This window comes from Ruminococcus flavefaciens (assembly GCF_900108555.1).
Classification (GTDB): Bacteria; Bacillota; Clostridia; order Oscillospirales; family Ruminococcaceae; genus Ruminococcus; species Ruminococcus flavefaciens_P.
This window is the reverse complement of record NZ_FNWV01000009.1, coordinates 99,466-123,770: the sequence shown is the minus strand read 5'-3', so window position 1 is coordinate 123,770 and position 24,305 is coordinate 99,466. Positions and strand designations below refer to the sequence as shown.

25 protein-coding genes are annotated in these 24,305 nt (G+C 39.8%); 1 reads left to right on the top strand and 24 read right to left on the bottom strand.

The features are described from left to right. The first annotated feature begins 608 nt into the window (after positions 1–608). The gene (locus BLW60_RS12515) at positions 609–1,319 is read left to right on the top strand and encodes a type II secretion system protein (RefSeq protein WP_074717916.1); all 711 of its coding nucleotides are present in this window, start codon (positions 609–611) and stop codon (positions 1,317–1,319) included. 114 nt (positions 1,320–1,433) lie between these two features. Here the strand turns inward: BLW60_RS12515 and BLW60_RS12510 are convergent, their stop codons facing one another. From BLW60_RS12510 to BLW60_RS12400, 24 genes are all read right to left on the bottom strand, one after another. Then, a complete protein-coding gene (locus BLW60_RS12510; protein WP_074717914.1) occupies positions 1,434–2,135 on the bottom strand; it encodes a dockerin type I repeat-containing protein in 702 nt (233 codons plus the stop codon). Continuing rightward, on the bottom strand, positions 2,132–3,115 hold the full coding sequence (locus BLW60_RS12505) for a radical SAM/SPASM domain-containing protein (RefSeq protein WP_074717912.1): 984 nt from the start codon (positions 3,113–3,115) through the stop codon (positions 2,132–2,134). The genes BLW60_RS12510 and BLW60_RS12505 overlap by 4 nt, the downstream gene beginning before the upstream one ends. A gap of 140 nt (positions 3,116–3,255) precedes the next feature. Beyond that, complete coding sequence (locus tag BLW60_RS12500) at positions 3,256–3,822, bottom strand: YqiA/YcfP family alpha/beta fold hydrolase (RefSeq protein ID WP_081348253.1); 567 nt, start codon at positions 3,820–3,822, stop codon at positions 3,256–3,258. 16 nt (positions 3,823–3,838) lie between these two features. Next, a complete protein-coding gene (gene crcB / locus BLW60_RS12495) occupies positions 3,839–4,213 on the bottom strand; it encodes a fluoride efflux transporter CrcB (RefSeq protein ID WP_074717910.1) in 375 nt (124 codons plus the stop codon). Between the two features lie 227 nt (positions 4,214–4,440). Beyond that, on the bottom strand, positions 4,441–5,577 hold the full coding sequence (locus BLW60_RS12490) for an endo alpha-1,4 polygalactosaminidase (protein ID WP_074717908.1): 1,137 nt from the start codon (positions 5,575–5,577) through the stop codon (positions 4,441–4,443). Positions 5,578–5,736: 159 nt separating this feature from the next. Further along, complete coding sequence (locus tag BLW60_RS12485; protein WP_074717907.1) at positions 5,737–6,714, bottom strand: DUF4003 family protein; 978 nt, start codon at positions 6,712–6,714, stop codon at positions 5,737–5,739. A 61-nt stretch (positions 6,715–6,775) separates the two neighbouring features. Beyond that, positions 6,776–7,345, bottom strand: coding sequence for a class D sortase (locus BLW60_RS12480; RefSeq protein WP_074717905.1), 570 nt, complete (start codon positions 7,343–7,345; stop codon positions 6,776–6,778). A gap of 28 nt (positions 7,346–7,373) precedes the next feature. Further along, positions 7,374–8,327, bottom strand: a complete 954-nt coding sequence (locus BLW60_RS12475) for a GGDEF domain-containing protein (protein ID WP_242872881.1) — start codon at positions 8,325–8,327, stop codon at positions 7,374–7,376. 384 nt (positions 8,328–8,711) lie between these two features. Further along, on the bottom strand, positions 8,712–9,320 hold the full coding sequence (rfbC, locus tag BLW60_RS12470; protein WP_074717901.1) for a dTDP-4-dehydrorhamnose 3,5-epimerase: 609 nt from the start codon (positions 9,318–9,320) through the stop codon (positions 8,712–8,714). A 1-nt stretch (position 9,321) separates the two neighbouring features. Then, entirely contained in the window at positions 9,322–10,209 is an 888-nt protein-coding gene (gene rfbD / locus BLW60_RS12465) for a dTDP-4-dehydrorhamnose reductase (RefSeq protein WP_074717899.1), read from the bottom strand. Positions 10,210–10,212: 3 nt separating this feature from the next. After that, on the bottom strand, positions 10,213–11,241 hold the full coding sequence (gene rfbB / locus BLW60_RS12460; RefSeq protein WP_072950195.1) for a dTDP-glucose 4,6-dehydratase: 1,029 nt from the start codon (positions 11,239–11,241) through the stop codon (positions 10,213–10,215). A 12-nt stretch (positions 11,242–11,253) separates the two neighbouring features. Continuing rightward, positions 11,254–12,141: a glucose-1-phosphate thymidylyltransferase RfbA gene (gene rfbA, locus BLW60_RS12455; RefSeq protein WP_074717897.1), complete on the bottom strand. Its 888-nt coding sequence runs from the start codon at positions 12,139–12,141 to the stop codon at positions 11,254–11,256. 7 nt (positions 12,142–12,148) lie between these two features. Continuing rightward, positions 12,149–13,555, bottom strand: coding sequence for a lipopolysaccharide biosynthesis protein (locus BLW60_RS12450; protein WP_074717895.1), 1,407 nt, complete (start codon positions 13,553–13,555; stop codon positions 12,149–12,151). A gap of 40 nt (positions 13,556–13,595) precedes the next feature. After that, a complete protein-coding gene (locus BLW60_RS12445) occupies positions 13,596–14,531 on the bottom strand; it encodes a glycosyltransferase (RefSeq protein ID WP_074717893.1) in 936 nt (311 codons plus the stop codon). A 46-nt stretch (positions 14,532–14,577) separates the two neighbouring features. Beyond that, positions 14,578–15,843, bottom strand: coding sequence for an O-antigen ligase family protein (locus BLW60_RS12440; protein WP_207645944.1), 1,266 nt, complete (start codon positions 15,841–15,843; stop codon positions 14,578–14,580). Positions 15,844–15,941: 98 nt separating this feature from the next. Then, the gene (locus BLW60_RS12435; protein ID WP_074717889.1) at positions 15,942–17,087 is read right to left on the bottom strand and encodes a CDP-glycerol glycerophosphotransferase family protein; all 1,146 of its coding nucleotides are present in this window, start codon (positions 17,085–17,087) and stop codon (positions 15,942–15,944) included. A gap of 10 nt (positions 17,088–17,097) precedes the next feature. Beyond that, on the bottom strand, positions 17,098–18,120 hold the full coding sequence (locus BLW60_RS12430) for an NAD-dependent epimerase/dehydratase family protein (RefSeq protein ID WP_074717887.1): 1,023 nt from the start codon (positions 18,118–18,120) through the stop codon (positions 17,098–17,100). Positions 18,121–18,145: 25 nt separating this feature from the next. After that, positions 18,146–18,865, bottom strand: coding sequence for a 2-C-methyl-D-erythritol 4-phosphate cytidylyltransferase (ispD, locus tag BLW60_RS12425; RefSeq protein WP_074717884.1), 720 nt, complete (start codon positions 18,863–18,865; stop codon positions 18,146–18,148). Then, positions 18,862–19,842, bottom strand: a complete 981-nt coding sequence (locus tag BLW60_RS12420) for an acyltransferase family protein (protein ID WP_074717881.1) — start codon at positions 19,840–19,842, stop codon at positions 18,862–18,864. Before BLW60_RS12420 ends, ispD begins: the two co-directional genes overlap by 4 nt. Before the next feature lie 58 nt (positions 19,843–19,900). After that, the gene (locus BLW60_RS12415) at positions 19,901–20,779 is read right to left on the bottom strand and encodes a LicD family protein (protein WP_074717879.1); all 879 of its coding nucleotides are present in this window, start codon (positions 20,777–20,779) and stop codon (positions 19,901–19,903) included. Further along, a complete protein-coding gene (locus tag BLW60_RS12410; RefSeq protein ID WP_074717876.1) occupies positions 20,772–21,470 on the bottom strand; it encodes a sugar transferase in 699 nt (232 codons plus the stop codon). Before BLW60_RS12410 ends, BLW60_RS12415 begins: the two co-directional genes overlap by 8 nt. Positions 21,471–21,487: 17 nt before the next feature. Further along, positions 21,488–22,705 (bottom strand): DegT/DnrJ/EryC1/StrS family aminotransferase, encoded by a 1,218-nt coding sequence (locus tag BLW60_RS12405; RefSeq protein ID WP_074717873.1) that lies wholly within the window; start codon positions 22,703–22,705, stop codon positions 21,488–21,490. A 76-nt stretch (positions 22,706–22,781) separates the two neighbouring features. Beyond that, entirely contained in the window at positions 22,782–22,922 is a 141-nt protein-coding gene (locus BLW60_RS17045; protein WP_207645942.1) for a hypothetical protein, read from the bottom strand. Between the two features lie 821 nt (positions 22,923–23,743). Beyond that, positions 23,744–24,277 carry a flavodoxin family protein gene (locus BLW60_RS12400; RefSeq protein WP_074717870.1) on the bottom strand — a complete coding sequence of 178 codons (534 nt, stop codon included), beginning with the start codon at positions 24,275–24,277 and terminating at the stop codon, positions 23,744–23,746. Positions 24,278–24,305: the final 28 nt, after the last annotated feature.

Below are 24,305 nucleotides of genomic sequence, written 5' to 3'. Positions count from 1 at the left end.
TGGATCTGTGTACCAACATTTTTGTTGGCTTTGATAATAATACCTATAGAAAATAAAATACAAAAGACCTCAGTTATCACATATGAAATATAAAGTGACGAATTATTCATGTGATCCCCCCATACCAAACACAAAAAACAGATAACCATAAAAAACAAATAGCATAACGCTATGAACTCTCTGAGTATATAATAACACATTGAGCAATTGAAGATATTGTTTTTTTGTAAATAGTTATCTTCGATCAAAATCTTTGTAACATTAAACAACATAACGTGCTACTGTTTGTAGGAAATGATAAAGATAATTTACCTATATATTATAGAAAAAGGTTTATACTGGTCTTTTACCGCAGTTTATTATTTCCAGCCCGTATATTTTGTGCTGATTTGCACTCGTTATTATTTACAAATCGTAATACTCCACATTGTTCAAGGATACGAAATTTCATGATTATAGTGCATTGTTCACAAATTGTACATCTATTTTGTTATAAATCATGGTATCATATATAAAGAAAGGATAAATCCGGATAGAATTTTCAGGTGCATATTCGATATGCACCTGAAAATTCAAAACAAATATCCTGTTAGATCGAGGTGACATTTATGAGGAAAAACAAGGGCTTCACATTGACGGAACTGATAGTTGTTCTTGCAATAATCGCTGTGCTCGGCACTATAATCGTCCCTTCAATACTCGGATATGTTGAGCTTTCAAAGAAAAAAGCTACCGTTGAAAACGGCAGAACTATCTATATGTCAGCAATGCTTGCACTTACAGATGAAGATGCCTATGAGTCGTTCTATACTCCTCAGAGTTCATGGGTGGCTTATGAAGCAACTGCTGACGGTCGTGTAATAAATACGACTACTGAATACAAAGGCGTATCAAGCACCTATTCCGAGAGAGTAGGCAACGTTAATTCTCCTCTTAAAGCCGAAGGCAACTACCGTTTTACAGTAGTTGCAAGAGTTGACGGATACGCACACAGCACAGGAAGCGACTGGAAAAATCCTTCTCATATCACACACGTTTTCAGAACATGGGACTACTCAGACAAGAGATATACCACGTTCGTAAAAAGACTGTGCGCTGAGCTCGATATGAAAGTCGGACAGCAGAAGGGCGACAATTTCCAGGTCAAAATGCCTTATACCAAGCGCGATGACGGCGGTACTCTGCCGCTGGTACGCTGGCTGATATGTTATCGTCTTGATGATCCTTCTCAGGTCGAGATATGGGCAGGCGACGGCTATAAGTGTGAAAATGGTCCTGCATACCGTGTGTATCCAAATCCTGCAAGTAATTACACCTGATTCTTGGGGATTTGACATAAGTGTAAAACCTAAAAGAACGCTTCCGAGAGATCGGAAGCGTTCGCCTTTTTATACATATGAGCTGCACTTTTCAGAAACAGCTTATTTCATTACTCACTTGTAATAATCCATTCCGAGAAGCTTCTTCTGTATAGCCAGTGCATCACCGACAGTCAGACCGTCACCGTTCATATCGGCATTATATTCGCCCATAACTGTAAGGTGATTTTCAGCTGTACCATCTATACCGTACTTATTAGGATTTGCAAAAGACTGCATTACAAGCACAGCATCAGACATATCAAGATCACCGTCACAGTTTGCGTCGCCGTCTGCCGGTCCGATCAATCCCATAAGAGGCGGGAACTCTTCTGTTGTGGTTGTTTCTGTTGTCTCTTTGGTAGTTATTGTAGTACCGATCATCATAGGTGTCATTGTCGGTGCAGCAGTAGTAGTTATCTTAGCAGGTGCGACTGTAGTACCTACCATTGACGGAACTGTAGTCGTTGTCTCCAGCTTTGCAGTAGTTGTGCCTATAAGTCCTGTAGTTGTTGTAGTTGTAGTTGTGGTGGACTTTTTCGCAGTTGTAGTGCCTATCATCGCAGGAATTTTAGTAGTAGTTGTTGTCACCGGCAGGTCATCGTCAGGCAGCATAGCCACGCCTGCTGTAGGAGCAAGCTCGTCAATGTAATCAGGATCAGTCGCCTGACCGGTCATTTTCCAAACTTCTTCCGAAGCAGCTGAACCTGCGTTCGCAGAAAGACTCACAGTAACAGTTGCTAAAAGTGATGCTATCTCTTTTGTAAATTTCCTCATTGTTTATTCCCTCCGTTTTCTTTAGATAATATTTCAAGCGCAGTAAGTATCTGCACCTGTTCCTCCATACAAGCGGCTTCCGAGATATCCCTTACAGTGCCTGTTGTAGCCATTTTTCTGCACGCGCAGGAGTTGCGGCAGTACATAGCTATCTCGCAGCCTTTACATCTTTCTGAAAGCATTGAATAATCAGGGTGGGCTTTTCTTGCCTTTTCAGCCTCTATACCCACATAAACATCGCCGCAGCGATATTCGGGTATATTCTGGAACTGAACACAGGGATAAAAGCTGCCGTCCCAATTAATAAAGACCTTCTTTCTGCATATCTCGCAGATACTTGGCTTATGTTCCTTGATACTGTTCTTTTTGGCAGCGAGCTCATACACGAAAAGTTCCTTTATTTCGCCTATTTTTCGCCACTGTTCTCTCATAATATCGCCGAAGCTGTCAAGATCCTCGGGCATCAGGAAAGCGTCCATTGTTGCCGAGACTTTTTTAACACCAAGCTCTTTCAGATACATGATATTATCATATAATTTCGGAAGCGTCTGTTCTGTATACACAAGCTGGACAAGCGTATCGGGCTGATATTTCAGCAATATTTTCAGATTTGCATCAAGAACTGCCGTATCTACGCCGCGCTCCGTACATTCTTTACCGTCATGTGACATATTTATAACGACATTCTTTCTGTCTATGCACCACTTTATGAATTCTTCATTGAGCAGCGTACCATTGGTAGTGATAACGATCTGTTCCGCATCGATATTCTCACAATAGTACTTTACGGTATCCTTGTAAAGCAGCGGTTCACCGCCAAAAAGATAAACTGTCTCCGCATTCCCCTGCCTCTTTATGTAGTCCGCGATCTTATCTCTCATTTCTTCGGTGATACAGCCGTATTCAGTGTTAAGATGCCTTTCATAACAATAGCTGCACTTCAGATTGCATTTGTTGGTTATGCTGATAGTATAGTCCAAAATATCATCTCGCTTCCGTTTAAAGACTCGCAGATCTCATTAAGATCATTACGGTAAAATAATACGTATTTATTACTGTTCACTTATTAGACGGAGGATAATATAAAAACTCTCACCTGTTAAAAAAAATTTTTTCAGCCTCAGCTGTGATCGTAAAGTGTCACTGTCTTTACGCTTGTATCTGCGGTCATTTTCCTTATCTCGGTGAGCAGCTCAGAGATATGCTCACCTACGTTCTCAATGGTACTGTGACTTCCGCGTACTCCGACTACCTGCTCCGAAAGCTTTACGCAGTTTGGATAATTATCGGGAAGAACAGTATCGCCGTCACTGCACAGAGTATATGCGCGTTCATTCTTATCATTTGCCGACATATCACGGTACTGCTCAATAAAATCAGCAGGTATCCCCGAAGCTGTAATAAGCTCCAGTTCGTGCGGATAATAGCAGGGATTTGTAAGTATACAAGGGCGTTTGAACCTGCGGCTAAGCTTATCAGCGTACCAGCCGCCCAAGCTCTGTCCCACAAATATAAAGTCATCAGTATCCACATACGCCGCAAGCTTTTCAAGAAGCTCAGTCGGAGAAGTTTCAATATATTTAAGCTGCGGAGAAATAATATCTTCCGCAGGGAACATTCCGCAAAGTGCCTTGTAATTTTTATTATCAGCTTCACCCATGAAGCCGTGTAAATTAAGTATCTTCATATCTCTGCTCCTGTATTCAAAAGATCTTTTCCGCAAGGAAATGCGCTGCAAATACAGCGGCAACTCCCAGTACAGCACTCAGTACAACATATGCAGCTGCTGTAAAATAAGAGCCTTTTTCGATAAGTCCGCCTGTTTCAAGGGCAAATGACGAAAATGTTGTAAATCCGCCGCAGATACCGACTTTAATGAACATTACAAGTTTCGGAGAAGCCGATAATTGCTTCAATGCCAGAGCTACCGCAAGTCCTATGATAAAACAGCCAATAATATTTATAAGAAAAGTTTTTATGGGGAAGCCGTCATTGCTGCCTATAGGGAGCTTTCCTATCAAAAATCTGCAAACCGCTCCTATAGCACCTCCGAAAGCAACTATCAAACAATCTGTCATTACTTCACCTCATTCAAATCTGTTATCCGCAGCCTGTGCTTTTTCACTTCAATTATACATCACATATGCCTGAAATGCAATAAAATTCTGTCTCAGCAGCATGATATATCAAAAAAGCCTGAGGAGCGCATTTTGCTCCGCAGGCTCGTTCAGATCTATCCCAAGAAAAAAAGGAAGGGGCAAAAGCCCCTTCAAAAATATATATAAATTTGGTCAAGAAACTTGTGTTATTTTACGGGAAGCGAAGGTATAAGTTCGAGAAGATATTTCTGTATAGCCAATGCATCATTGACTGTCATACCGTCTCCGCCTTCAACGTCTGCATTTGCAGTTCCCTGCTCGGTGATGTGATTTTCATCAATTCCGTTAAGTCCGTATTTATCGGGATTTGCCAGCGACTGCATTATAAGGACGGCATCTGACAGATCAACTGTTCCGTCCATATTGGCATCGCCTGCTAAGGTTTGCTTTTTCGGTGTTTCTTCGTTCTTTATCAGCGGCTGTGAGCCTGCTTCCTGCCCTGGAGTTTTAAGATCAAGTGTGCTTGAAGCATAGTATGTATACCCTTTCTCCTTGCAGTACTTCTTTATCGAGTCGATCACCTTGCTGTCCTTGGTATATTCAAGCAGATAAACATCTTTGCCGTAGTCGGCTACAAGCTTGCAGTAGTCCTGAAAATACTCTCTGTCCTCATCGCTGTTCTTTGTAAAAGTATCATGATCCCAGTCGATGGCGCTGAAGACCGATTCCTGATTTACAGCGTCCATAACAGCATCAAGGCTCTTGTTCTTCTTGGCATACTCGGTTACATAGGTATCACCGCCGTTGATGATAACATATGTGCCGTATTTTTTGAAGCCTTTGAGTATTTCCGTAACGCCGTTGAATATCTCAGTTTTTTTGAAGTTATAGTACACATCGCAGTTGTCAACAAAAAGTCCGTCAACACCCTTGTCGAGTATCTTCTTTGCAAGATCGTCAACTATGAATTTCTGCCATTCCTTCTGAGAAACATCTACCCATCTTTCGTCTTCCCAGTTCTCGTATACACCGAGGAAGTAATCTTCGTAATTCTTAAAATAAGAGCGGAATTCTTCAACAGAACCAAGATTTATATAGCTGTAGACAGTGTGTCCTGAGTCCTTGAGTCTGGTGATCTCTTCCTTATCAAAATACTGAGCATCTATGACGATCTTTTTATAGCTCTCCATATCGGATACGTCTTCGGGATCTGCGCCGAGAAAAACGCCGTACTCATATTTGATATCTGCTGCTTCTGCCTTTAAAATGCTGAAATTCGATGTCAATGCTGCCGAACACATAGCAATTGCCATAACTATACCTGTTATTATGTTGTTTTTCATTATAACCCTCTTTTCTAAGATCAGTTTTTTTCATGAATTTTATAAGGGAGCAATTCCCCTACATTAATATATACGAAACAAAGAAAAGATTTCAGACAAAATCATTAAAAAGTAAAAACGACCTGTACTTATGTACAAATCGTTTTTTCTGAACTATAATTAATTTGCATTATTTGAAGCAGATGCTGAAACGGCAATAGCAGCATACATTGCTGCCTCATTTGCTGCAATTATAGCAATAGCAGAAGCTGATACTGCTGCAAGAGCATTATCGTAATCATTATACAGATCAGCCGTGAGCATAGCTGCGTGCATAAGTCTTATTCTCTTGGAAAGACTCAAAGTACCATAGCCCTTCTGCTCGCTAAGCAGATCATCTATCTCGACTGCTGTATCTACAAGTTCCTTTTCATCTGCCTCAATTACAGATATTGCCGCAAGCATAGGAAGTTCCTCATGCTTGCCGAATTTGCGTCCTGCCTTTTTGAACATATCAAACATTCTGACCATTCTGTCAACTTTTTCCTCAGGAGCTCCGTCCGTCATAGCCAATATATGAGATACTGTCTGCATAGCGTTCTTGTCGGAAAATTCCTTTCTCAAAAGATCATAACAGCTCTCCGCATCATCTATGAGCTGCTTGTCGTTCTTCTCGGAAAGTGCCATAAAGCCTGCCATTACGTTGTCCTCACTGGAAGTGAGTATAGGGTGCTCCTTCTTCATCATATCATAGAGAGCGCGTCCTCTTGCAGCTATACGTTCTGCTTCTTCTGTCGTAGTTTTCTCAGCAAGCAGAGTTGCAAGCATTGCCAGATATTCTGATCTGCTGAAATGCTCCTTTAAGATACCGTAGATATCCATTACTTTTTTAAACTGAGCTTCAGGATCGGGAGATACGCAAAGCTTAGCAGCAAGAACAGTCATTACGTTTCCTTTAAGATAAGATGCAAAGCCTGCATTTTTCTTTATTATCTTCTTACACTCTTTAAGCTTATCCTCGTCAGCCTTTACCCCTGCGGCACAGAATACATTTGCTGCCACAGGATAGATGTATGTGCTTTCCATTTTGACAGCTTTTTTGATGATATCCCTGTTCTCGATAAAATCCATTGTGATCTGCTTAATGTTTTCTTTCATTGTTAAAACTCCTTCGTAATGTATTAGTTAGACGTTTGCACGTTTAAAATATATAAAACTTTTATTGTTTGCCGGTTTCCTCGGTTTTCCCCTTAAATGTCCCGACCACCACCTGCCGCTGCTTTCCGTCATCGGTACAGGATATGACTGTAATGCGGTCATCTCCGAAGTCACCGAGAACGCTTACGTCCTGCGGCTCAACGATCTTATACTCATTTACGGTATATTGATACTTTGTATGTTTTTCATCATTATCCACAAGGTACATATCATCGCCGATACGTATCTGGTCAAGGTCATTGAATATCTCCGCATATATGGTGCTGTTATGACCGCAAATGCAGTAGTTTCCTTTGCCAAGACTGCCCGTTCCTTCAAAATGCCCTGCCGATACCTGCAGAGCCTTATCGCTCGTTCCCTCAAGTACAGGTACTTTTATATCAAGCCGCGGTATCTCGAAATTGATATTTTCTTTAAGGAGCTTACGAAGATACAGTTCTCTGCTTATCTTGCGGTAACCGAAGAACGCCAGTACTCCAACACCTAACGCAACCATTATGACACCGATAACGAACAATTTATTTCTCTTTTTAAGTTCCTTCTCCATAGCATTCTCTCTTTCATTTTGCATATACGTATAACACCTATGCGATGCTTTTTTATACATCGTTATTGACTACGATGCAGTTTTTTCCGTTATTTTTGCCGTAATAAAGTCTGTTATCAGCAATTTGTATCCATTTATCGGGATCTTGTCCCGAGCATCGTGACGCGACACCAACCGTTATGGTCACATTAATTTCCTTACCGTCGTAACTTACGGGAGAGGTTTCAACTTTTTTTCTCAGTTCTTCAAACATTGCAACAGTATCCTGATATGGTGCGTAAGATATAATAAGGAACTCTTCACCGCCCCACCTCGATATTTCGCAGTCTGAACATTCTTTTCGTGCCAGCTCGGACAAGTGTTTAAGGACTTCGTCACCTGCGTTGTGACCATATGTATCATTGATCTGCTTGAAGTCATCAATATCAGTCATGGCAAGGATACACTGCTTATCCTCATTGGTGATATTTTCAAGCCTGTCGAACATATAATGGCGGTTATACAGCTGAGTGAGAGGATCTGTCTGAGCTGCCTTCTTTAGTTTTTCCTCAGAGATTATAATGACCTTGATAAGATAATAGGTAAAGGAAATAAGGAAGCAGAAAACTATAAATGCGTTAAAGCTCCATAACATTGTTTTGTGCCTGTGGCTGCATTCAAATACAGGTCCGAAATACACCGAACAGCTCGTATATATGATATAAAATATCCCGATAACTATACTAACAGGCAGAGCTTTCATGCTTCGCCGATTCTGTTTATATGCTATGTATTCAGTTACAAAGATTATAGGTATCATTGAAAAGCAATACAGGTGAAATCCGTATCCGCTGCCGATACAAACTGTCGTAACTCCCGTATAGAACGTTATCCAGCTGTAAATGAGCCATACATATATATTGAGCTTATCAAAATATATTAAAATGAAACCGATAATATAAACACAAGCATCGGGAATACTGAATGCTACAAGAAAAGGAACATTAATGTAATGAAAAAAGATCATATGCCCAAATACCAAACAAAATATGACAATATTTACAGCTAATGCTATTTTCTTCAAGTAAGAGGGTTCCATATTCCAGCCTCCTTAATGTTGTCTGTATCAATATCATAGCATACAGGCGTTATGCAATAATTGCCCGATCGCAGGGTGCAGATCTATGATCTGCGTATCTGCAAGGTCTTTAGATTTATTATAACATTATATTAAAAATGTTTCAATGAATATTTTGTAAATAAAGTTCTTGTTTTTTCAGCGAATACCAGCAGCAAATATATCCGCTGCGGTATGTAACCAAAGATATTTACTCTAATGGCTAAAGTTTTTTCTCACTGCTCGATCGGAGGTAAAAAAAGCAGCCCTTTTATTAAAGAGCTGCATATAACATCAGAATTTAAATGTATCCTTAAATCCAAGCCATTTCTGATCTTTATCAGAAAGATTGAGCTTAGTTCCGTCATTAAGAGTATAACCCTCAGCACTTGCTGTGCCCTTGTATTCGCCTACAAGCTCAGGCCATTCGATACCGATCTCAGGATCGTTCCAAGCCATACCGCCTTCATCGTTTGGATGATAGAAATCATCACACTTGTAGCAAAATTCTGCTACATCAGTAAGAACAAGGAAACCGTGAGCAAATCCCTTAGGGATAAGGAACTGCTTCTTATTCTCCTCTGTAAGCTCAACTCCGTACCACTTGCCGTATGTCTTGCTCTCTGTACGAAGATCAACTGCAACATCAAAAACTCTTCCCTTTATAGCGCGAACAAGCTTTGTCTGAGGGAACTGCTTCTGGAAGTGAAGTCCACGAAGTACGCCTTTTGTAGAACAGGACTGATTGTCCTGAACAAATACTATATCAATGCCTGCCTCTTCCATGTCACGCTGCGAATAAGTCTCCATAAAATAGCCGCGGTTATCACCATGAACAGCCGGAGTTATAACGCAAAGTCCTTCGATACCGCCGACATTTTTCTCAACTGTTATCTGTCCCATATTATTGGATCTCCTTTAAATATCTTGAAAGTGCGTCCTGCCATGTAGGAAGCGGAGTAAAGCCGTTTTCAATCAGTTTTGACTTGTCAAGTCTGCTATTGAAAGGTCTTGCAGCCTTGGAAAGTCCGTACTCTGCTGTAGTAACGGGAGTTACCTTTGTGGACATTCCTGCCTGCTTGTATATCTCAACTGTGAAATCATACCACGAGATGTATCCGCCCTCATTTGTAGCATGGTAGTAACCGTATTTATCAGTTTCTGCCATATCTACAAGAAGCCTTGACAGGTCATATGTGTAAGTCGGTGTACCGATCTGATCGCATACAACTCTTACTTCATCATGAGTCTTTCCCACATTTATCATGGTCTTGATAAAGTTCTTGCCGTTTACACCGAATACCCATGCTATACGCACGATGAAATACTTATCAAGAGTATTTGAAACTGCAAGCTCACCGTCAAGCTTTGACTGTCCGTATACATTCTGGGGAGCGTAGTCCTTGCAGTCAGGCTGCCACGGCTCTGTTCCCTGTCCGTTGAATACGTAGTCTGTAGAAATATATATCATCTTGCAGTCAAGCTTCTTACATACGTCTGCGATATTCTGTGTACCGTCTACGTTGATAGCCTTGACCTTTGGCTTGTTTTCCTCATCCTCGGCAGCGTCTACTGCTGTCCATGCTGCACAATGTACCACAACATCAGGCTTTACCTCCGATATTGCCTTTTCAACTGCTGCCGCATCTGTTATATCAAGCTGTACATAGGGATATTCTGTATTCACAGAAGGAAGGATATCGCTACCTACTCCCTCATATCCGCGCTTTGCAAGCTCGTTCATAACATCATGTCCGAGCTGTCCGCCTACACCAGTTACGAATGCTTTCATCGATTACACCTCCGCACGGTTTCCGTACATCTTCTCATAGTAGTTCTGATACTCGCCGCTGATGATAGTCTCCCACCACTCGCGGTTCTCAAGATACCACTTTATTGTCTTTTTAATACCGTCCTCGAACTTTGTCTCAGGCAGCCAGCCAAGCTCATTGTGTATCTTTGTAGGATCGATAGCGTAACGCATATCGTGTCCCTTTCTGTCCTCAACGTGTGTTATAAGGCTCTCGGGTTTGCCGAGTTCCTTACAGATGAGCTTAACAATGTCGATGTTCTTCATCTCATTGTGTCCACCAACGTTATATACTTCGCCTACCTTGCCCTTATGTATGATAAGGTCGATAGCACGGCAGTGATCCTCAACATAGAGCCAGTCACGTACATTAAGTCCTTCACCATATACAGGAAGAGGCTTGTCTGCCAATGCATTAGCGATCATCAGCGGGATAAGCTTCTCTGGGAAGTGATAAGGACCATAGTTATTTGAACATCTTGATATTGTCACAGGAAGTCCATATGTACGGTTGTATGCCATAACAAGGAGATCAGCACCTGCCTTGGATGAACTGTATGGGCTGCTTGTATGGATAGGTGTAGTCTCTGTGAAGAAAAGATCAGGTCTGTCAAGTGGAAGGTCTCCGTAAACCTCATCTGTTGACACCTGATGATAACGCTGTATACCGTACTTTCTGCAAGCGTCCATGAGGACCTGTGTTCCGAGGATATTTGTCTGGAGGAATATCTCTGGATTCTCAATAGAGCGGTCAACGTGTGACTCCGCTGCGAAGTTAACTACGATATCAGGCTTCTCTTCCTCGAAAAGCTTGTATATTGCTTCTCTGTCGCATATATCTATCTTCACGAAACGGAAGTTAGGGTTCTTCATAACAGGCTCAAGTGTTGAAAGATTTCCAGCATATGTGAGCTTATCCAGACATACTATCCTGTAATCAGGATATGTATCGAGCATATGGAATACGAAATTTGAGCCTATAAATCCGGCTCCGCCTGTAACAAATATGGTCATGGTCTTTTCTCCTTAATACTTTATTTTGCCTTCAGCAACTTTTTTCAGATGCTGACCATATGGCGACTTTCCATATTTCTCAGCAGACTTCATCAGTCCGTCCTTGTCTATCCAACCGTTGATGAAAGCGATCTCCTCAGGTGCTGAGATCTGGATCCCCTGACGATTCTGGACCATCTGAACGAAATTCGTAGCTTCTGCAAGGCTGTCCATAGTACCTGTATCAAGCCATGCGAAACCGCGTCCGAGAAGCTGAACGTCAAGGAGATTATCATGGAGATACATCTCGTTGAGTGTTGTTATCTCAAGCTCTCCGCGGGCAGAAGGCTTGACCTGATTTGCTCTTGCGCTTACACCTGCGGGGTAGAAATAAAGTCCTGTAACTGCATAATTGCTCTTTGGAACAGCAGGCTTTTCCTCGATAGAAAGAGCGTGTCCGTCCTTATCAAAGTCAACAACGCCAAAACGCTCGGGATCGGGAACATAGTAGCCGAATACTGTTGCTCTGTTGTTCTCCTCTGCATTCTTCTTTGCAGCACGAAGAATTGTTCCGAAACCGTTTCCGTAGAATATATTATCTCCAAGCACCATAGCACAAGCGTCATCGCCTATGAACTCTTCACCGAGTATGAATGCCTGTGCAAGTCCATCAGGACTGGGCTGTACCTTATAGCTGAGGCTGATGCCATACTGTGAGCCGTCTCCGAGAAGTCTTTCAAAATTGGGAAGATCAGTCGGTGTGGATATTATAAGGATATCCTTAATGCCTGCCAGCATAAGTGTTGACAGCGGATAATATACCATTGGCTTGTCATATACAGGAAGCAGCTGCTTCGATGTTACCATTGTTAATGGATAAAGTCTTGTTCCGGAACCGCCGGCGAGGATTATTCCTTTCATAATACAATTATCTCCTTATCAACTTTTTGAAGTAAGCAAAAATCATTTTTCTGTTAAATATCGTATATACCAATAAAACTGCGAAGTAGATCAAAAATCCTTCGATCAGGTTACAGAAGCAAGTTAATACAACAAAAATAATTGTTACACCTGCTTCTATAATAAACTCTTTGAAGAATTTGACATTTATAATTTTCATAACTGCTATCTCTGATACTATTGATCTGAGCATTATTACAATTACGACCATTATTAAAAGAAGCTTTAAGTTGTTTATAATGTAAGCTGAAATATAGAATAACAGGAAAGCAGTTATTACTGCCGAAAGATTTATTACCAGCATTATTTTTTCTTTTCGGTATGCCTTTAAATAGTTATTTGTCAAAAGGCTGACCTTAGAAGTGAAAACAATGACAGGCAGTAATATTCCAAGATATACAAGACTTTCATTGTACTTAGGAAGCCATGTATCAAGTATCCAGCAGCCGGGGAAATAAAACAGCATTACATAAAAAAGAACCGGTGAGATTATGTTTCGTATATCTGTATATACCTTGGGTAATTCACTCTGTTCCATTCTTTTTAAAGACGGGAAAAGAACAACGCTTATAGCGCTGACAAAAACCAGGAATAAGTTCGTTAAGCTAAAAGCAAAAGATACTTTACCGAATGTCAATTCATTCCAATGCCACTGTACTGTCATCTTTGCGCTTCCGACTAAAAGCATTGATGACCAATTGGCGATCAAAAGAATTACACCCGACAGAACATTCACCTTGAATTCTGACAAGGTTTCTTTAAAAGGGATCGTTTTTCCGATATACAGCTTTCTGTTTTGCTTATAACAGAACAAAAAGCCGAACATATCTGCTGCAAGATCAGCTATACAATATAAATGGAAGGATTTTACACGAAGTACCAGCAATACAATTACTGCCAGACCAAAAAACAATCTTTGAGCAATGATCAATGCCGCATAAGTTGTGATTCGATTTGTCATCTGTAATGTATATGATACGTATGTAAAAAGATTTTTTGTTATTATTCCTATAGCGACATAAATGAAAATGTACTTAAAATCTGCTTTAGCAATAATCAGGGCTGCTGTCGTTGTAATAAGGGCAAACAGTCCGTTTAAGAATATCAGTATCCTGAACTGAGAACGTATGCGTTCTTTATCAAGTTCATCGTAATTATACTGAGAATACCTTAATACGATTCCGTCAAGCAAACCAAAATGAAGAACGCCGACATAACCTACATACAGCATATATGTCTGCCAGTAAGAATACTCTAATTCACTTATAAACTTTGGAACTATAAGATTTATTATAAAATTAACACATATGGACGCGACCTGTGCTAAAATGGAACTCATAATTCCCTTTTTTATGCTCATTGTCTTTGAACTCATCTATCCCACACCTATATAAATGCCATTTACTCTAATCTGATCAGAAATTATTTGTCAGGATCAGGAAACGATTTGAAAGATCTCTTACCCAAGTTGTACCTCTGATCTTGTAATCAGTGATCAATCTTAGTTTTTTAAGGAAGCTTTTCTTATACTCTGTAACTTTTTTTACTTCCGCAAGGTCTGTTCCTTTTAACTTATCTGAAAAACATTCGAGGAAGTTGACCGCATTATTATAACGCGGTTCATCGGTTTTCTTGAAAAGCTCTTTGACTCTGCCGACATAATGCTTAAAGTTTTTATTTAAGGATTTTGATACACTTACATTATTTCCATGCTGTCTGTACAAAATATGCGGCTTATCATCGAATACAGTTTTTCCGAAGAAGCAGGCAATAAGAAATACCCATGAGTCATGCATTGAACACCATTTTGGATTTTTATGATTAATAAGCTCCAAAAGCTTTCTGTTAAACACAAATGTATTTCCTGATGCCATTGCTTCTGATAAAGAAGAATATTTTGTTTTTGGAACAGGTACACGCTTAGGAGTGTAGGTCAATCTTTTATAATTAAGATTTTCATCTACGACTCGCATATTGCAGTAATAAAGCAGAGGGATATCGCCGTATTTCTTTTTGCTTGCAGTTAATTTTTTTACAGCTGCGATCATTTTATCGTCGTCCCATACATCGTCCTGATCGCAGAATGCAAAATACTCTGCATCTGTGTCAGCAGCATACCTGCAAAGGTCTAAGAATGATTTTATAACTCCAAGGTTTCCGCCTTTATAGAATGATATCTTATCATTTTCCTTCTGATATTCTTTTATAATATCGATCGTCGAATCTGATGAACCATCGTCTCTGATAATAATTCTGTGATCAACATCTTTTTGCTTCACAAGACTGTCAAGCTGTTCTCTGAAGTATTTTTCGCCATTATAAGTCGAAACAAGAATAGCAACCTTATTCATAAATCCTCCGTTTGAAAACATTCATATTATGGATCTAAGATCTGGTTTAAAACTCATTGATCTTAGAAAGTAAAGCATTATTGCTTTTAGACATACTCTGAGCATAATCCGATAATATGACAGCAATGCCATAGAAAGCCCAGAAAATTGGCTTATAGAACGCCGGATCCAACATACATACAAATAGTAAGAAAGTTTGTATTCCAATTGATGTCTGCCCTATTTTTACGATCTCGTTTGATACCTTGTTATTTATTTCGTTTCGTTTATTCTTACTTATAGTCCTCAATGTATTGACAAAGATCACTATCAAAGCTGATGTCATTATAACAGTACCAACAATACCTGTTTCACATAAGAACTGTAAGAAACAGTTATGTACGTCCATAACATCTTCTCCGTGAATAGCTCTGAACGAAGAGCTGATAGAATTGGCAAAGCCGCCAAAGCCTACTCCAAAGATTGGGTTTTCACGGAACAGTCTTATTGCTTCTTCCCAAAGAGCTGAACGTCCGGAAGTTACATCCTGACCTTTTTCGGCTCCCTGAATAGATGCAGTATATCTGTAAAGCAGTTCATTGTCGCCAAATGCTGCTAATAATGCATTAAAAGATAAATACAGTATTAAAAGCACAAGCAGTATGATCCCTGCTTTCAGCATAAAATCCTTTTTTGAACGTGAGATCATAAATATGAAAAACATAGCAAAGACACACGCCAAAAGTTCTCCACGTCTTCCTTCAGCAAGGATAGCAAGCAAATAAAACAATACCAATACAGCATTTTTTATTTTTTCTTTTTTTGCAACACCGCTCACTATTTCATTAAATGTTGTTATAAGTGCAAGCATCATTATGTAGTCAGCCAGTGTAAGAGAACCGCCTACAGGTATACCGTAACCGCGGGGAACATAATACGCTGCAAGCTGCCGCGGAGATGCAGCTAAAAACCTGTAGATAGTTTTCCAATAAATCGAAGGAAATACTCGGAAGAACAGTATCAGGCTTCCGAGAATGAATGATATGGTTTTATAGAACTTTCTGCACAGCTTTATCTCACTGTAAGAAGCATTGCAAAGCAGTACGTATAATGTTGCAGATGCAATGGCAACAACGTAAAACACCTCATCGCCATCGCGTCGTGAACTTGGTCTTAAAAAAGAAACTGCAATAAAGCCGATCAACACAAGCCATGTTTTCTTATTGATCGTAAGCTTTATCTTCCATTGTGATCTGGTTATAAATACGAAACACACAAGAAATATACTGAAGAACCAGCCTAAGATATTACTTATTCCCAGATCTCTGTACACAAAATATGTACAAGTATACAGCGAAAGAATCACTAAAAGCCAATTTCCTTTTTGTGATTCCCATCCAATCAACTTTTTTTCAATCATTATATTTCCTTCTATTTATTTCCCTTGCAACACTTTCTTATGATCATATTTCCAATGATTTTTGAAGCATTTCCTGTTTCGCAGCTCTTTAATGCAGCATGATGCTTATTAATGCGAATTTCAGCCTTTTCTTTATCATAATCCATAATGGTCTGTATCAATTCTTCCATAGTCTCGCTCATAGGATAAGGCCATTCTTCGATGGGAGTATAGAAATCACGCTCGTTCTTATACTCCTTGAGATCGTTTGCGAAAAGGAAAGCAGGTTTTTTCATAAGTGAAAAATCCCAGATTGACGATGAATAATCCGTTATAAGAACATCACTGATAAGTAATAATTCCTGCATATCAGGATAAGCAGAAACATCAATGATATTATTATCACTCATATTCTTGTCTGTTACATAATAATGCGACCTGTAAAGCATCTTCCATTTTTTTCCTGTTTTATCGGAAAGAGCCTTTAATACAGCATCGGCATCTATTTCGTAATTCGAGCTCTTTGAATTTCTGAAAGTCGGAGCATAAATTACGATCTTTGTATCATTATCCAGATCAAGTCTGCGTTTGATACTATTTACCTTTTCCTGAGAGTAACGGATCAAAATATCATTTCTCGGCATACCGCACTCAATTACTTTTCCCTTATATTTAAAGGAATCTCTCAATGTCATCTTTGTAAATGCCTTACTGCTGGAAACATAATAATTTACTCGTTTATGCTTATTTATCATGTTTTTGTCCTGTAAAGCATTAGTGTCTTCACGTCTTAATCCAACACCTTTGTATGCTCCGCCGCCGTGCCATGTATTGATCACAGCCTGTCCTTTTCTTCTTGGCAGAATGGACCATGATTCAACATTATCAACGACTACCCTTGAAGTTAAGGCGTAATAGATGAACTTTAAGCTCTTGAACTTTATCTTTTTGATCCTCGGGTCAATATTATTGAATTCATTCGGATCGTTAAAAGCCCAGACTATTTCTAATTCATCTTTTGTTTCTTTTAAAAGAAACTCACAAATATATTTAGGATTGCATGAGTATTGTTTTCCGCTGTAGGCACTGAACAAAACTGTTTTTGGTCTGATTTTAAAAATAAAAAAGCACCTTAGAATGGCTTTTATCAATCCTATTAAATAATACTTTATTCCCATATAAAATTCCTTATTTCATTGACTCCATCATACGGACGTACATTTCTTTCAGATCAACAGTCGCAGACCAGCCGAGGTCTTCTATAGCTTTAACATCAAGGTTAAGGAACGATGTATCGGGATATTTGCTTGTATCCCCATTATCAGCTACCTCAACTTTGATCTTTCCATCGGCGATCTCAGATGCGACCATTTCGCCCATCTCGTAAATCGAGCAATAGGTATCAGGATTAGCGGCATTATAGCTCTGTCCGCTTTTACCTTTAAGAAGTACGGTCAGTATTGCTGTTACAGCATCAGCAGTGTATAAATACGGATGTCTGCTCTCGCCCTTAGTTAACAGTACGATATTTTCACCATTCATGGCACAGCGAGCCATCATAGCAAAAACACGCTTGTCATCTATTGAAATGCCGGGACCAAAAGTCTGAGCAAGTCTTAAACTGCAGGCACGGACACCATATTCGTGAGCATATGCCGCAACTATTGCCTCACACATTCTTTTGCTTTCAGGATAGCAGCTTCTTATTACAAGCGGATTGATATATCCAAGCTTGTTTTCATCAAGCTTATCCTCGGTATCGACCTTTCCGTACACTTCCATACTCGAAAGGTAAAGGAAAGCTGCTCCTTTTTCTTTAGCAAGGTTAATAAGATTGACAGTTCCGAGAACAGATGCATTGATCACTTCTACAGGATTGCTTACCATAAAAGCACTTGCTGTAGGACAAGCCGCATGAACGATATAATCGATATCCTGCGGGATCTCAGTCACATTTTCAACGCTTCCTGTTATAAATTCAACCGAATCGGGAAGAAGTGATTTTGCCTTAGCCACATCTCTGACCAAAGCAATAACTTTGCAATTCAGTCCATAGTGCTTATTGGAATGATCTATGGCATTGATCAGAGTCATTCCGATCAATCCTGTTCCGCCTGTAACAAAAATGGTTTTTTCTTTCAGATCCTGCCATGAAAACGAATCTGAATCACAAATGTTATTTAAATCTTCTTGAAAAAATTTTTCATTCATATATCTATCCACTCTTCAATAAATATTATAAGCCAAAGATCTGTGAATTTTCCTTTGCGTCTGTAATTGCTCTGAAAATATAAAAATCAGAGGGTGTTGTTATTTTTATATTTTCAGGACCGCCTTCCACTGGGAAAAGCTTATGACCATAGTATTTCATAAGGCTTGCCGAATCAATAAAATCGCTTCTGTTTTCTTCCTGTGCCTTTTTATGAGCGGCAACGATATCTTCAAGCTTAAAGCACTGTGGAGCCTTTGCTACTCTGCACTTTGAACGGTCAACGATCTCACCGATAGAACCATCTTCGGCTTCCATAGTTATAGTCTCAATGGCAGGTGAAACAGTTATTGCATTGCCATTTTTTTCTGCACATTCAATATCATCTGAAATTGTTTCTGATGATATGAGCGGTCTTACTCCGTCGTGAATCAGAACAGTATTGTTTCCGCCAAATAATTCATAAGCCTTTGCCAGACCGTTATAAATGGATTCCTGACCTGTTTTTCCGCCGGGAACTATTGCAGCAACTTTATCGAGCTGATATCTTGAAACAAGCTTTTCGCAATAATCTATCCAGCTCTCAAGCATTACAAGTACGATCTTATCTACCTTATCATGATTCTGAAACTGTTCAACAGTATAGACCAATATTGGCTTGCCATGGAGCTCAAGGAACTGCTTGGGCTTTGTCTTGGTATTCATTCTCTGTCCCGTTCCACCAGCAAAAATAATTGCAATATTCATGATTTTTTTTCCTCTTTTCTAAAAAATAGACTTGCTTTACAATACCCGTATGCCAATAATACAGACACTGCAAATACGCCCGTCATAATTACGACCTTCATCATGGAACTGCTTCCATCACCTATGCCTGATTTTGCAGTGAGATTTCTTACAAATACATGGAGCAAATATAACTCCAGACTCATTTTTCCCATAAAAGCAAAAACGGACTTAAATAATGACAGCTTCCACTTTGTAAACACTATTGACAGTAATATAATAATAAAAATACCTACTCCTGTACCGCCCAGAAAATAGAGCAGTCTGCCAACGCTTCTGCTATTGTGAGATACTGCTGAACTTGCAAGGAAGCAAAGAACAGAAGCTGCGCCGTAAACCACGATCCAGCACATCTCAAGCTTGTTTTCTGATTTCTGATCCCTGCACACCTTGCCCCAGATACTTCCGATCAGGAAGACGGGGACTCTTGCTAATGCCAGATCCACCTTTTCATAATAACCGGGTGCAGCAAAAAGCAGCAGTATATTTCCCATAAGGCAGAATACTATTATACATATGATCGCCATTGTTCCGTATTTCTGCTGAATGCGAAAGATCAGAGGATAAAGAAGATAAAGAATGATGATCAAAGCAACATACCATACTGTTGCCAAGCCTTTGATCCAGAAAGATAATCCAAACAGATTGATAAAAAAATCAGGAATGGACTCATGGTTGATAACAGTCATGATCGCCCAATACGGAGCAGAGAGAATGATCCACGGGACCACTACTCTTTTCATACGCTTCAGATAAAACTGCTTCACGTCCGAATTCTTTGATTGAGAAAAATACAATCCAATTCCGGAAAAAAGCAAAAATATATCAACACCCAAATTACCGCGTTCAATTACGATATGCAAAAGAGGGATATGTATTTCGGGATACAATTCAGAAAAGATATGCAGGAGCATTACCCATATCGCTGCAATACCCATGATCTCCGTTCTGAAGTGAAGGGCGTCCGATAACGCAACTCTAAGTTTCTTCATTCGGCTAATCCTTTGCTACACAATAGTATTTGCCTTTAAACTGTTTATATGGCTCTGTTGTGCTCAGATAAACCGCATCATGCTTTGCAACGCGCTTTTCTACAGGCGGAAGCTGCATATAGTCGCCCCAGATCTCGGTCAGATAACGTTCATAACCTGCCATGACCGGGACCTTATGTCCTTCAAAGTCCAGATACACAACATTATCGAAATCCTTTTTCGGATGTCTGAGCAGCATTCCCTTTATAGAACCGATCAGCTCCGTAACTTCGTCACAATCGTCCCACTTGAATCTTGTCATTTTTCTCTGACATTTCTTCCAGATCTTATATCTTGATTCGGGAGATCTTACTATCTTATATATGATATTTGAAAAAGCACGGATAAGTCCGCCCTTATTGTCAGGAAGTCTCTGAACATTGAAAAGGCTGAACATAAATGCATTATAAAGCTGACTTGCGCGCTTTATCTTAGACTTTGGACAGCCGTCTATAGGCATTATTTCCAGTGCGATGCCGTGACAGATATCTTCATTTATGCTATGACGATTGATCTCTGTTGTGCGGATATCACGAACTGATGCACCGCCGTCATGGTAAACCTTATTTCTTGTTGTTCGGCAATAAACATACTTGCTCGTATCCGCAGTCTGATTCCATATCTTTGCTAATTTCTCATAATCAGGACGAGGCATGAAGAGGTCTATGTCATCGTCCCAAGGGATAAATCCCTTATGCCTTACAGCGCCGATAAGGCAGCCTCCGCAAAGGTAATACATTAAGTTGTTTTTTTTGCAGAACTCGTCAAAATACAACAGCATTTCAAGCATTTTCTCTTGAAGTTCACGTGTTGTAGCATGGATTATACTATTTTTTTCAGTCATAATTTTTCCCCATTACAGCTGCAGCTGTTCTAAACATCGTTAATATTTCTCTAAGGAATCTGAAGCGTCTTATACTTTCGAGATTCCATATCATCTTGCCGGGAAGGACCTGTTCAATATACACCTTGTCAACATCATCAGCTGCATCAAGCAAACGCGCTTCATCTTTATAGCGAATAGACGCTTCTGATGTAATGCCTGCCGGAAGCAGTAATGTTGCGAGCATTTCAGGTGTATAACCCTTTACATACTTTACGACCTCGGGACGAGTGCCTACAAAACTCATTTCGCCCTTGAGGACATTTATAAGCTGTCCGATCTCATCGAGCCTATAATCACGTATTTTTGAACCAACTCGGGTGATACGGCTGTCATTGCCTACTGTAACTGCTGCCCCGACCTTATCAGCATTATTCACCATTGTACGGAACTTGTATATCTTGAATTTCTTTCCATACTGAGTTACTCTTTCCTGCTTGTAAAAAACAGGTCCCGGTGAATCAAGCTTGATCGCCACTGCAAGTATTACAAAAACAGGCAGCAAAATAATAAGCATTATCGCTGAGAGCACAACATCGAATATTCTTTTGCACTTCAGACTGAAACGTTTTTTGCTTAGAATGTCGTAATACTCGCGAACTTCCTTACGTCTCATGAACTTCGGAAGATCTTCCCATTTTCTTAATGTCATCAACTGCACCTACTGTATTATAAACTCCTTATGATACTTGAATACTTTTCAAGTACGTACTCAACATCTTCATCTGTAAGACAGGTATGAAGCGGAAGAGTTATCTCATTTGCAAACCTGTTATATGCATTCGGGAAATCCTTGATGTCAAATCCCATGTCCTTATATGCTGTATGCATAGGAAGAGGCTTGTAATGAACATTGCAGGCAACTCCCTGCTCAGCCATTTCGATTATGATATCAGAACGCTTTTCAGGGCTGATACCGGGTATTCTTGTGATATAAAGATGTCCCGAAGAGATATGATCCTCTGTATAGTGCTTTAATGTTTCAACTCCAAGAGGAACGAGAACAGAATCATATTTTTCGATTATCTGCTTACGTCTTGCAAGCATACCGGGATAACGCTTCATCTGAGCAAGTCCCATAGCAGCTGCGATATCTGTCATGTTGCACTTATACCATGCACCCACGATATCATACTCCCAAGCGCCGAGCTGAGTCTTTGCAAGAGCGTCCTTGCTCTGACCGTGAAGGCTGAAAAGCTGTACATTATGATATATCTCCTCATTATCTATGCCGTCGATATTTCTCCATGAAAGAGCACCGCCCTCGGCAGTTGTAAAGTTCTTTACCGCATGGAACGAGAAAGAAGAGAAATCTGCAATAGAGCCTGCCATTCTGCCATGCCATGAAGCACCGAAAGCATGAGCTGTATCGGCACATACAGCTATTCTTCCCAAAGCCTCCTGTATCTTGTTTGAAGGCTTGAAAAGATTCTTTTTAGCTTCAACTATAGCAAATATCCTGTCATAGTCACAAGGTATACCTGCCAGATCAACAGGTATGATAGCCTTTGTCTTTTCCGTTATTGCGTTCTCAAGCGCATCATAATCCATTTCAAGGCTGTCCTTCTGAACATCAACAAGGACGATCTTTGCGCCGACATGATATACAACAGAAGCAGAAGCTGTGTATGTATACGCAGGAACGATGACCTCGTCACCTTCTCCGATACCAAGGATACGAAGTGCCATTTCAGCACAGGCTGTCTGCGAATTAAGACAAACCGCACGGTCAGTGCCTACATATTCAGCGACCTCTTTTTCAAGCTGCTTTGTTTTCGGACCTGTAGTTATCCAACCCGAACGAAGTGCTTCACAAACTTCATTTATCTCAGCTTCGCTGATATCCGGTGGGCTGAAAGGGATCGATCTCTTTTGTGTTGAACTCATTAAATTTACATCTCCTAATTATTACTATCTTAGAAAAAGTTTTTTCAACAAAATGAATGTTTACTGATCCATTCTCTCATAAAACGTGCATTTCACCAAATGCAAACCGCTGCTTGCCAAATATCTGTTCATACAAAACTTTGCCGTCCACGTACTCAACTTCATTTCCGCCGAATATGCAAACGACACCTATTTTAATATGAAATATATATGCCATAGCACTCTTTCACAAGCTTATACAGCTTATGGGAATGATCTTATTATACGTCATATAGTCACGATACGCTCCGACTGCTTTATCCTGACTTTGGAAAACGATATTTTTCAGCAAGCCGCATTATACAAAATGGCTATTACCATGAAACCACATTCAGAGTACCGTATCTACGGTAAAACTCAAATGCATAAGCAAATATGATCAGGCAGACCATTCAGATCGTTGTGTTATATAATAAGCCTTTTGACATGAGACCGCATATCATTGATGATCTCTTATGTCTTTCAAAGGCTTTATCTATATCAAGAGTTTTTGAGCAGGCAGTATAACTAAAATGGTATCACACTGCCGGCGATCTTATGCTGCTTTTTTTATAATATTTTATGTTTTCGCAAAAACATTCCGCGAAAACACCGTATTCTATTAATAATATTAAACGAACAAAACCCGTACGTTTCAATTATACCCGTTGGCAAAAAAAAAAGCAAGTGAAAAAATAAGGTAAATCAAATCTGTCTTTGATTTTTGGCATTTTCAACAAATCAACCATATAGTTTACTATTAAAATTGCACGAAAATTTATACAAATTGGAATATTGACATATGGGTTTGAATTTTGTATATATTCAAAGATATAACGAGATCACATTTGATATGCGTTCATTCCAAGCAAGCACGTAAGGCTTTATAACGCTTTCTTCAGCCAATTTATCTATCTCTTCATATATAAGCTTATCTGTCAGATACGATCACGGAATAACTTGATGTATAATATGAACTTAACTGCCGTAACAGAAAAAGCAGTATACATATCTCAGTGCTCAAAGAGCCTTTCCGAGTTCGTATGCCTGCTTGGGATAATCGGTATCCTTCAGCATATCAGGAGTCATGCAGTTTACTCCGACTACCGTGCCTGCGATATCCCATTCAAGATACTTTGTCATGCCCTTAAAGGTCTCAAGTGCGCCATTGGCTGTTTCAAGGTTATCATCTGCCATTGTCACCATAAGGACAGCTTTTTTGTTTCCGTGCAGAACAGCGTCATTTGCATAAAAGCGGTCGATAACTGCCTTGAGCTGTGCATTTATATCATAATAGTATATCGGCGATACGAATACTATGGCATCTGCTTCTATCAGATGCGGGTTCAGTTCCTGCATATCGTCTTTGAATACACAGCCTACTGTACCGTCGTGACATTTTTCACAGGCAATACACGGATGTACGTTTTTATATGCCGCATCAAAACGCCAGACCTCATTGCCTGCTTCCTCAGCACCTTTAATAAACTGCTCGGTAAGATATGCGGTGGTTCCGTTTTTGTGAGCACTTCCTGTTATTACTAATACTTTCATTTCATTCTCTCCTTTAGTTTATTTGATA

Coding starts and splice junctions, on each gene's coding strand:
- BLW60_RS12515 (WP_074717916.1), top strand. CDS start 609: ATGAGGAAAAACAAGGGCTTCACATTGACGGAACTGATAGTTGTTCTT.
- BLW60_RS12510 (WP_074717914.1), bottom strand. CDS start 2,135: ATGAGGAAATTTACAAAAGAGATAGCATCACTTTTAGCAACTGTTACT.
- BLW60_RS12500 (WP_081348253.1), bottom strand. CDS start 3,822: ATGAAGATACTTAATTTACACGGCTTCATGGGTGAAGCTGATAATAAA.
- crcB (WP_074717910.1), bottom strand. CDS start 4,213: ATGACAGATTGTTTGATAGTTGCTTTCGGAGGTGCTATAGGAGCGGTT.
- BLW60_RS12490 (WP_074717908.1), bottom strand. CDS start 5,577: ATGAAAAACAACATAATAACAGGTATAGTTATGGCAATTGCTATGTGT.
- BLW60_RS12485 (WP_074717907.1), bottom strand. CDS start 6,714: ATGAAAGAAAACATTAAGCAGATCACAATGGATTTTATCGAGAACAGG.
- BLW60_RS12480 (WP_074717905.1), bottom strand. CDS start 7,345: ATGCAAAATGAAAGAGAGAATGCTATGGAGAAGGAACTTAAAAAGAGA.
- BLW60_RS12475 (WP_242872881.1), bottom strand. CDS start 8,327: ATGATCTTTTTTCATTACATTAATGTTCCTTTTCTTGTAGCATTCAGT.
- rfbC (WP_074717901.1), bottom strand. CDS start 9,320: ATGGGACAGATAACAGTTGAGAAAAATGTCGGCGGTATCGAAGGACTT.
- rfbD (WP_074717899.1), bottom strand. CDS start 10,209: ATGAAAGCATTCGTAACTGGTGTAGGCGGACAGCTCGGACATGATGTT.
- rfbB (WP_072950195.1), bottom strand. CDS start 11,241: ATGACCATATTTGTTACAGGCGGAGCCGGATTTATAGGCTCAAATTTC.
- rfbA (WP_074717897.1), bottom strand. CDS start 12,141: ATGAAAGGAATAATCCTCGCCGGCGGTTCCGGAACAAGACTTTATCCA.
- BLW60_RS12450 (WP_074717895.1), bottom strand. CDS start 13,555: ATGAGTTCAAAGACAATGAGCATAAAAAAGGGAATTATGAGTTCCATT.
- BLW60_RS12445 (WP_074717893.1), bottom strand. CDS start 14,531: ATGAATAAGGTTGCTATTCTTGTTTCGACTTATAATGGCGAAAAATAC.
- BLW60_RS12435 (WP_074717889.1), bottom strand. CDS start 17,087: ATGGGAATAAAGTATTATTTAATAGGATTGATAAAAGCCATTCTAAGG.
- BLW60_RS12430 (WP_074717887.1), bottom strand. CDS start 18,120: ATGAATGAAAAATTTTTTCAAGAAGATTTAAATAACATTTGTGATTCA.
- ispD (WP_074717884.1), bottom strand. CDS start 18,865: ATGAATATTGCAATTATTTTTGCTGGTGGAACGGGACAGAGAATGAAT.
- BLW60_RS12420 (WP_074717881.1), bottom strand. CDS start 19,842: ATGGGTATTGCAGCGATATGGGTAATGCTCCTGCATATCTTTTCTGAA.
- BLW60_RS12415 (WP_074717879.1), bottom strand. CDS start 20,779: ATGACTGAAAAAAATAGTATAATCCATGCTACAACACGTGAACTTCAA.
- BLW60_RS12410 (WP_074717876.1), bottom strand. CDS start 21,470: ATGACATTAAGAAAATGGGAAGATCTTCCGAAGTTCATGAGACGTAAG.
- BLW60_RS12405 (WP_074717873.1), bottom strand. CDS start 22,705: ATGAGTTCAACACAAAAGAGATCGATCCCTTTCAGCCCACCGGATATC.
- BLW60_RS17045 (WP_207645942.1), bottom strand. CDS start 22,922: ATGGCATATATATTTCATATTAAAATAGGTGTCGTTTGCATATTCGGC.
- BLW60_RS12400 (WP_074717870.1), bottom strand. CDS start 24,277: ATGAAAGTATTAGTAATAACAGGAAGTGCTCACAAAAACGGAACCACC.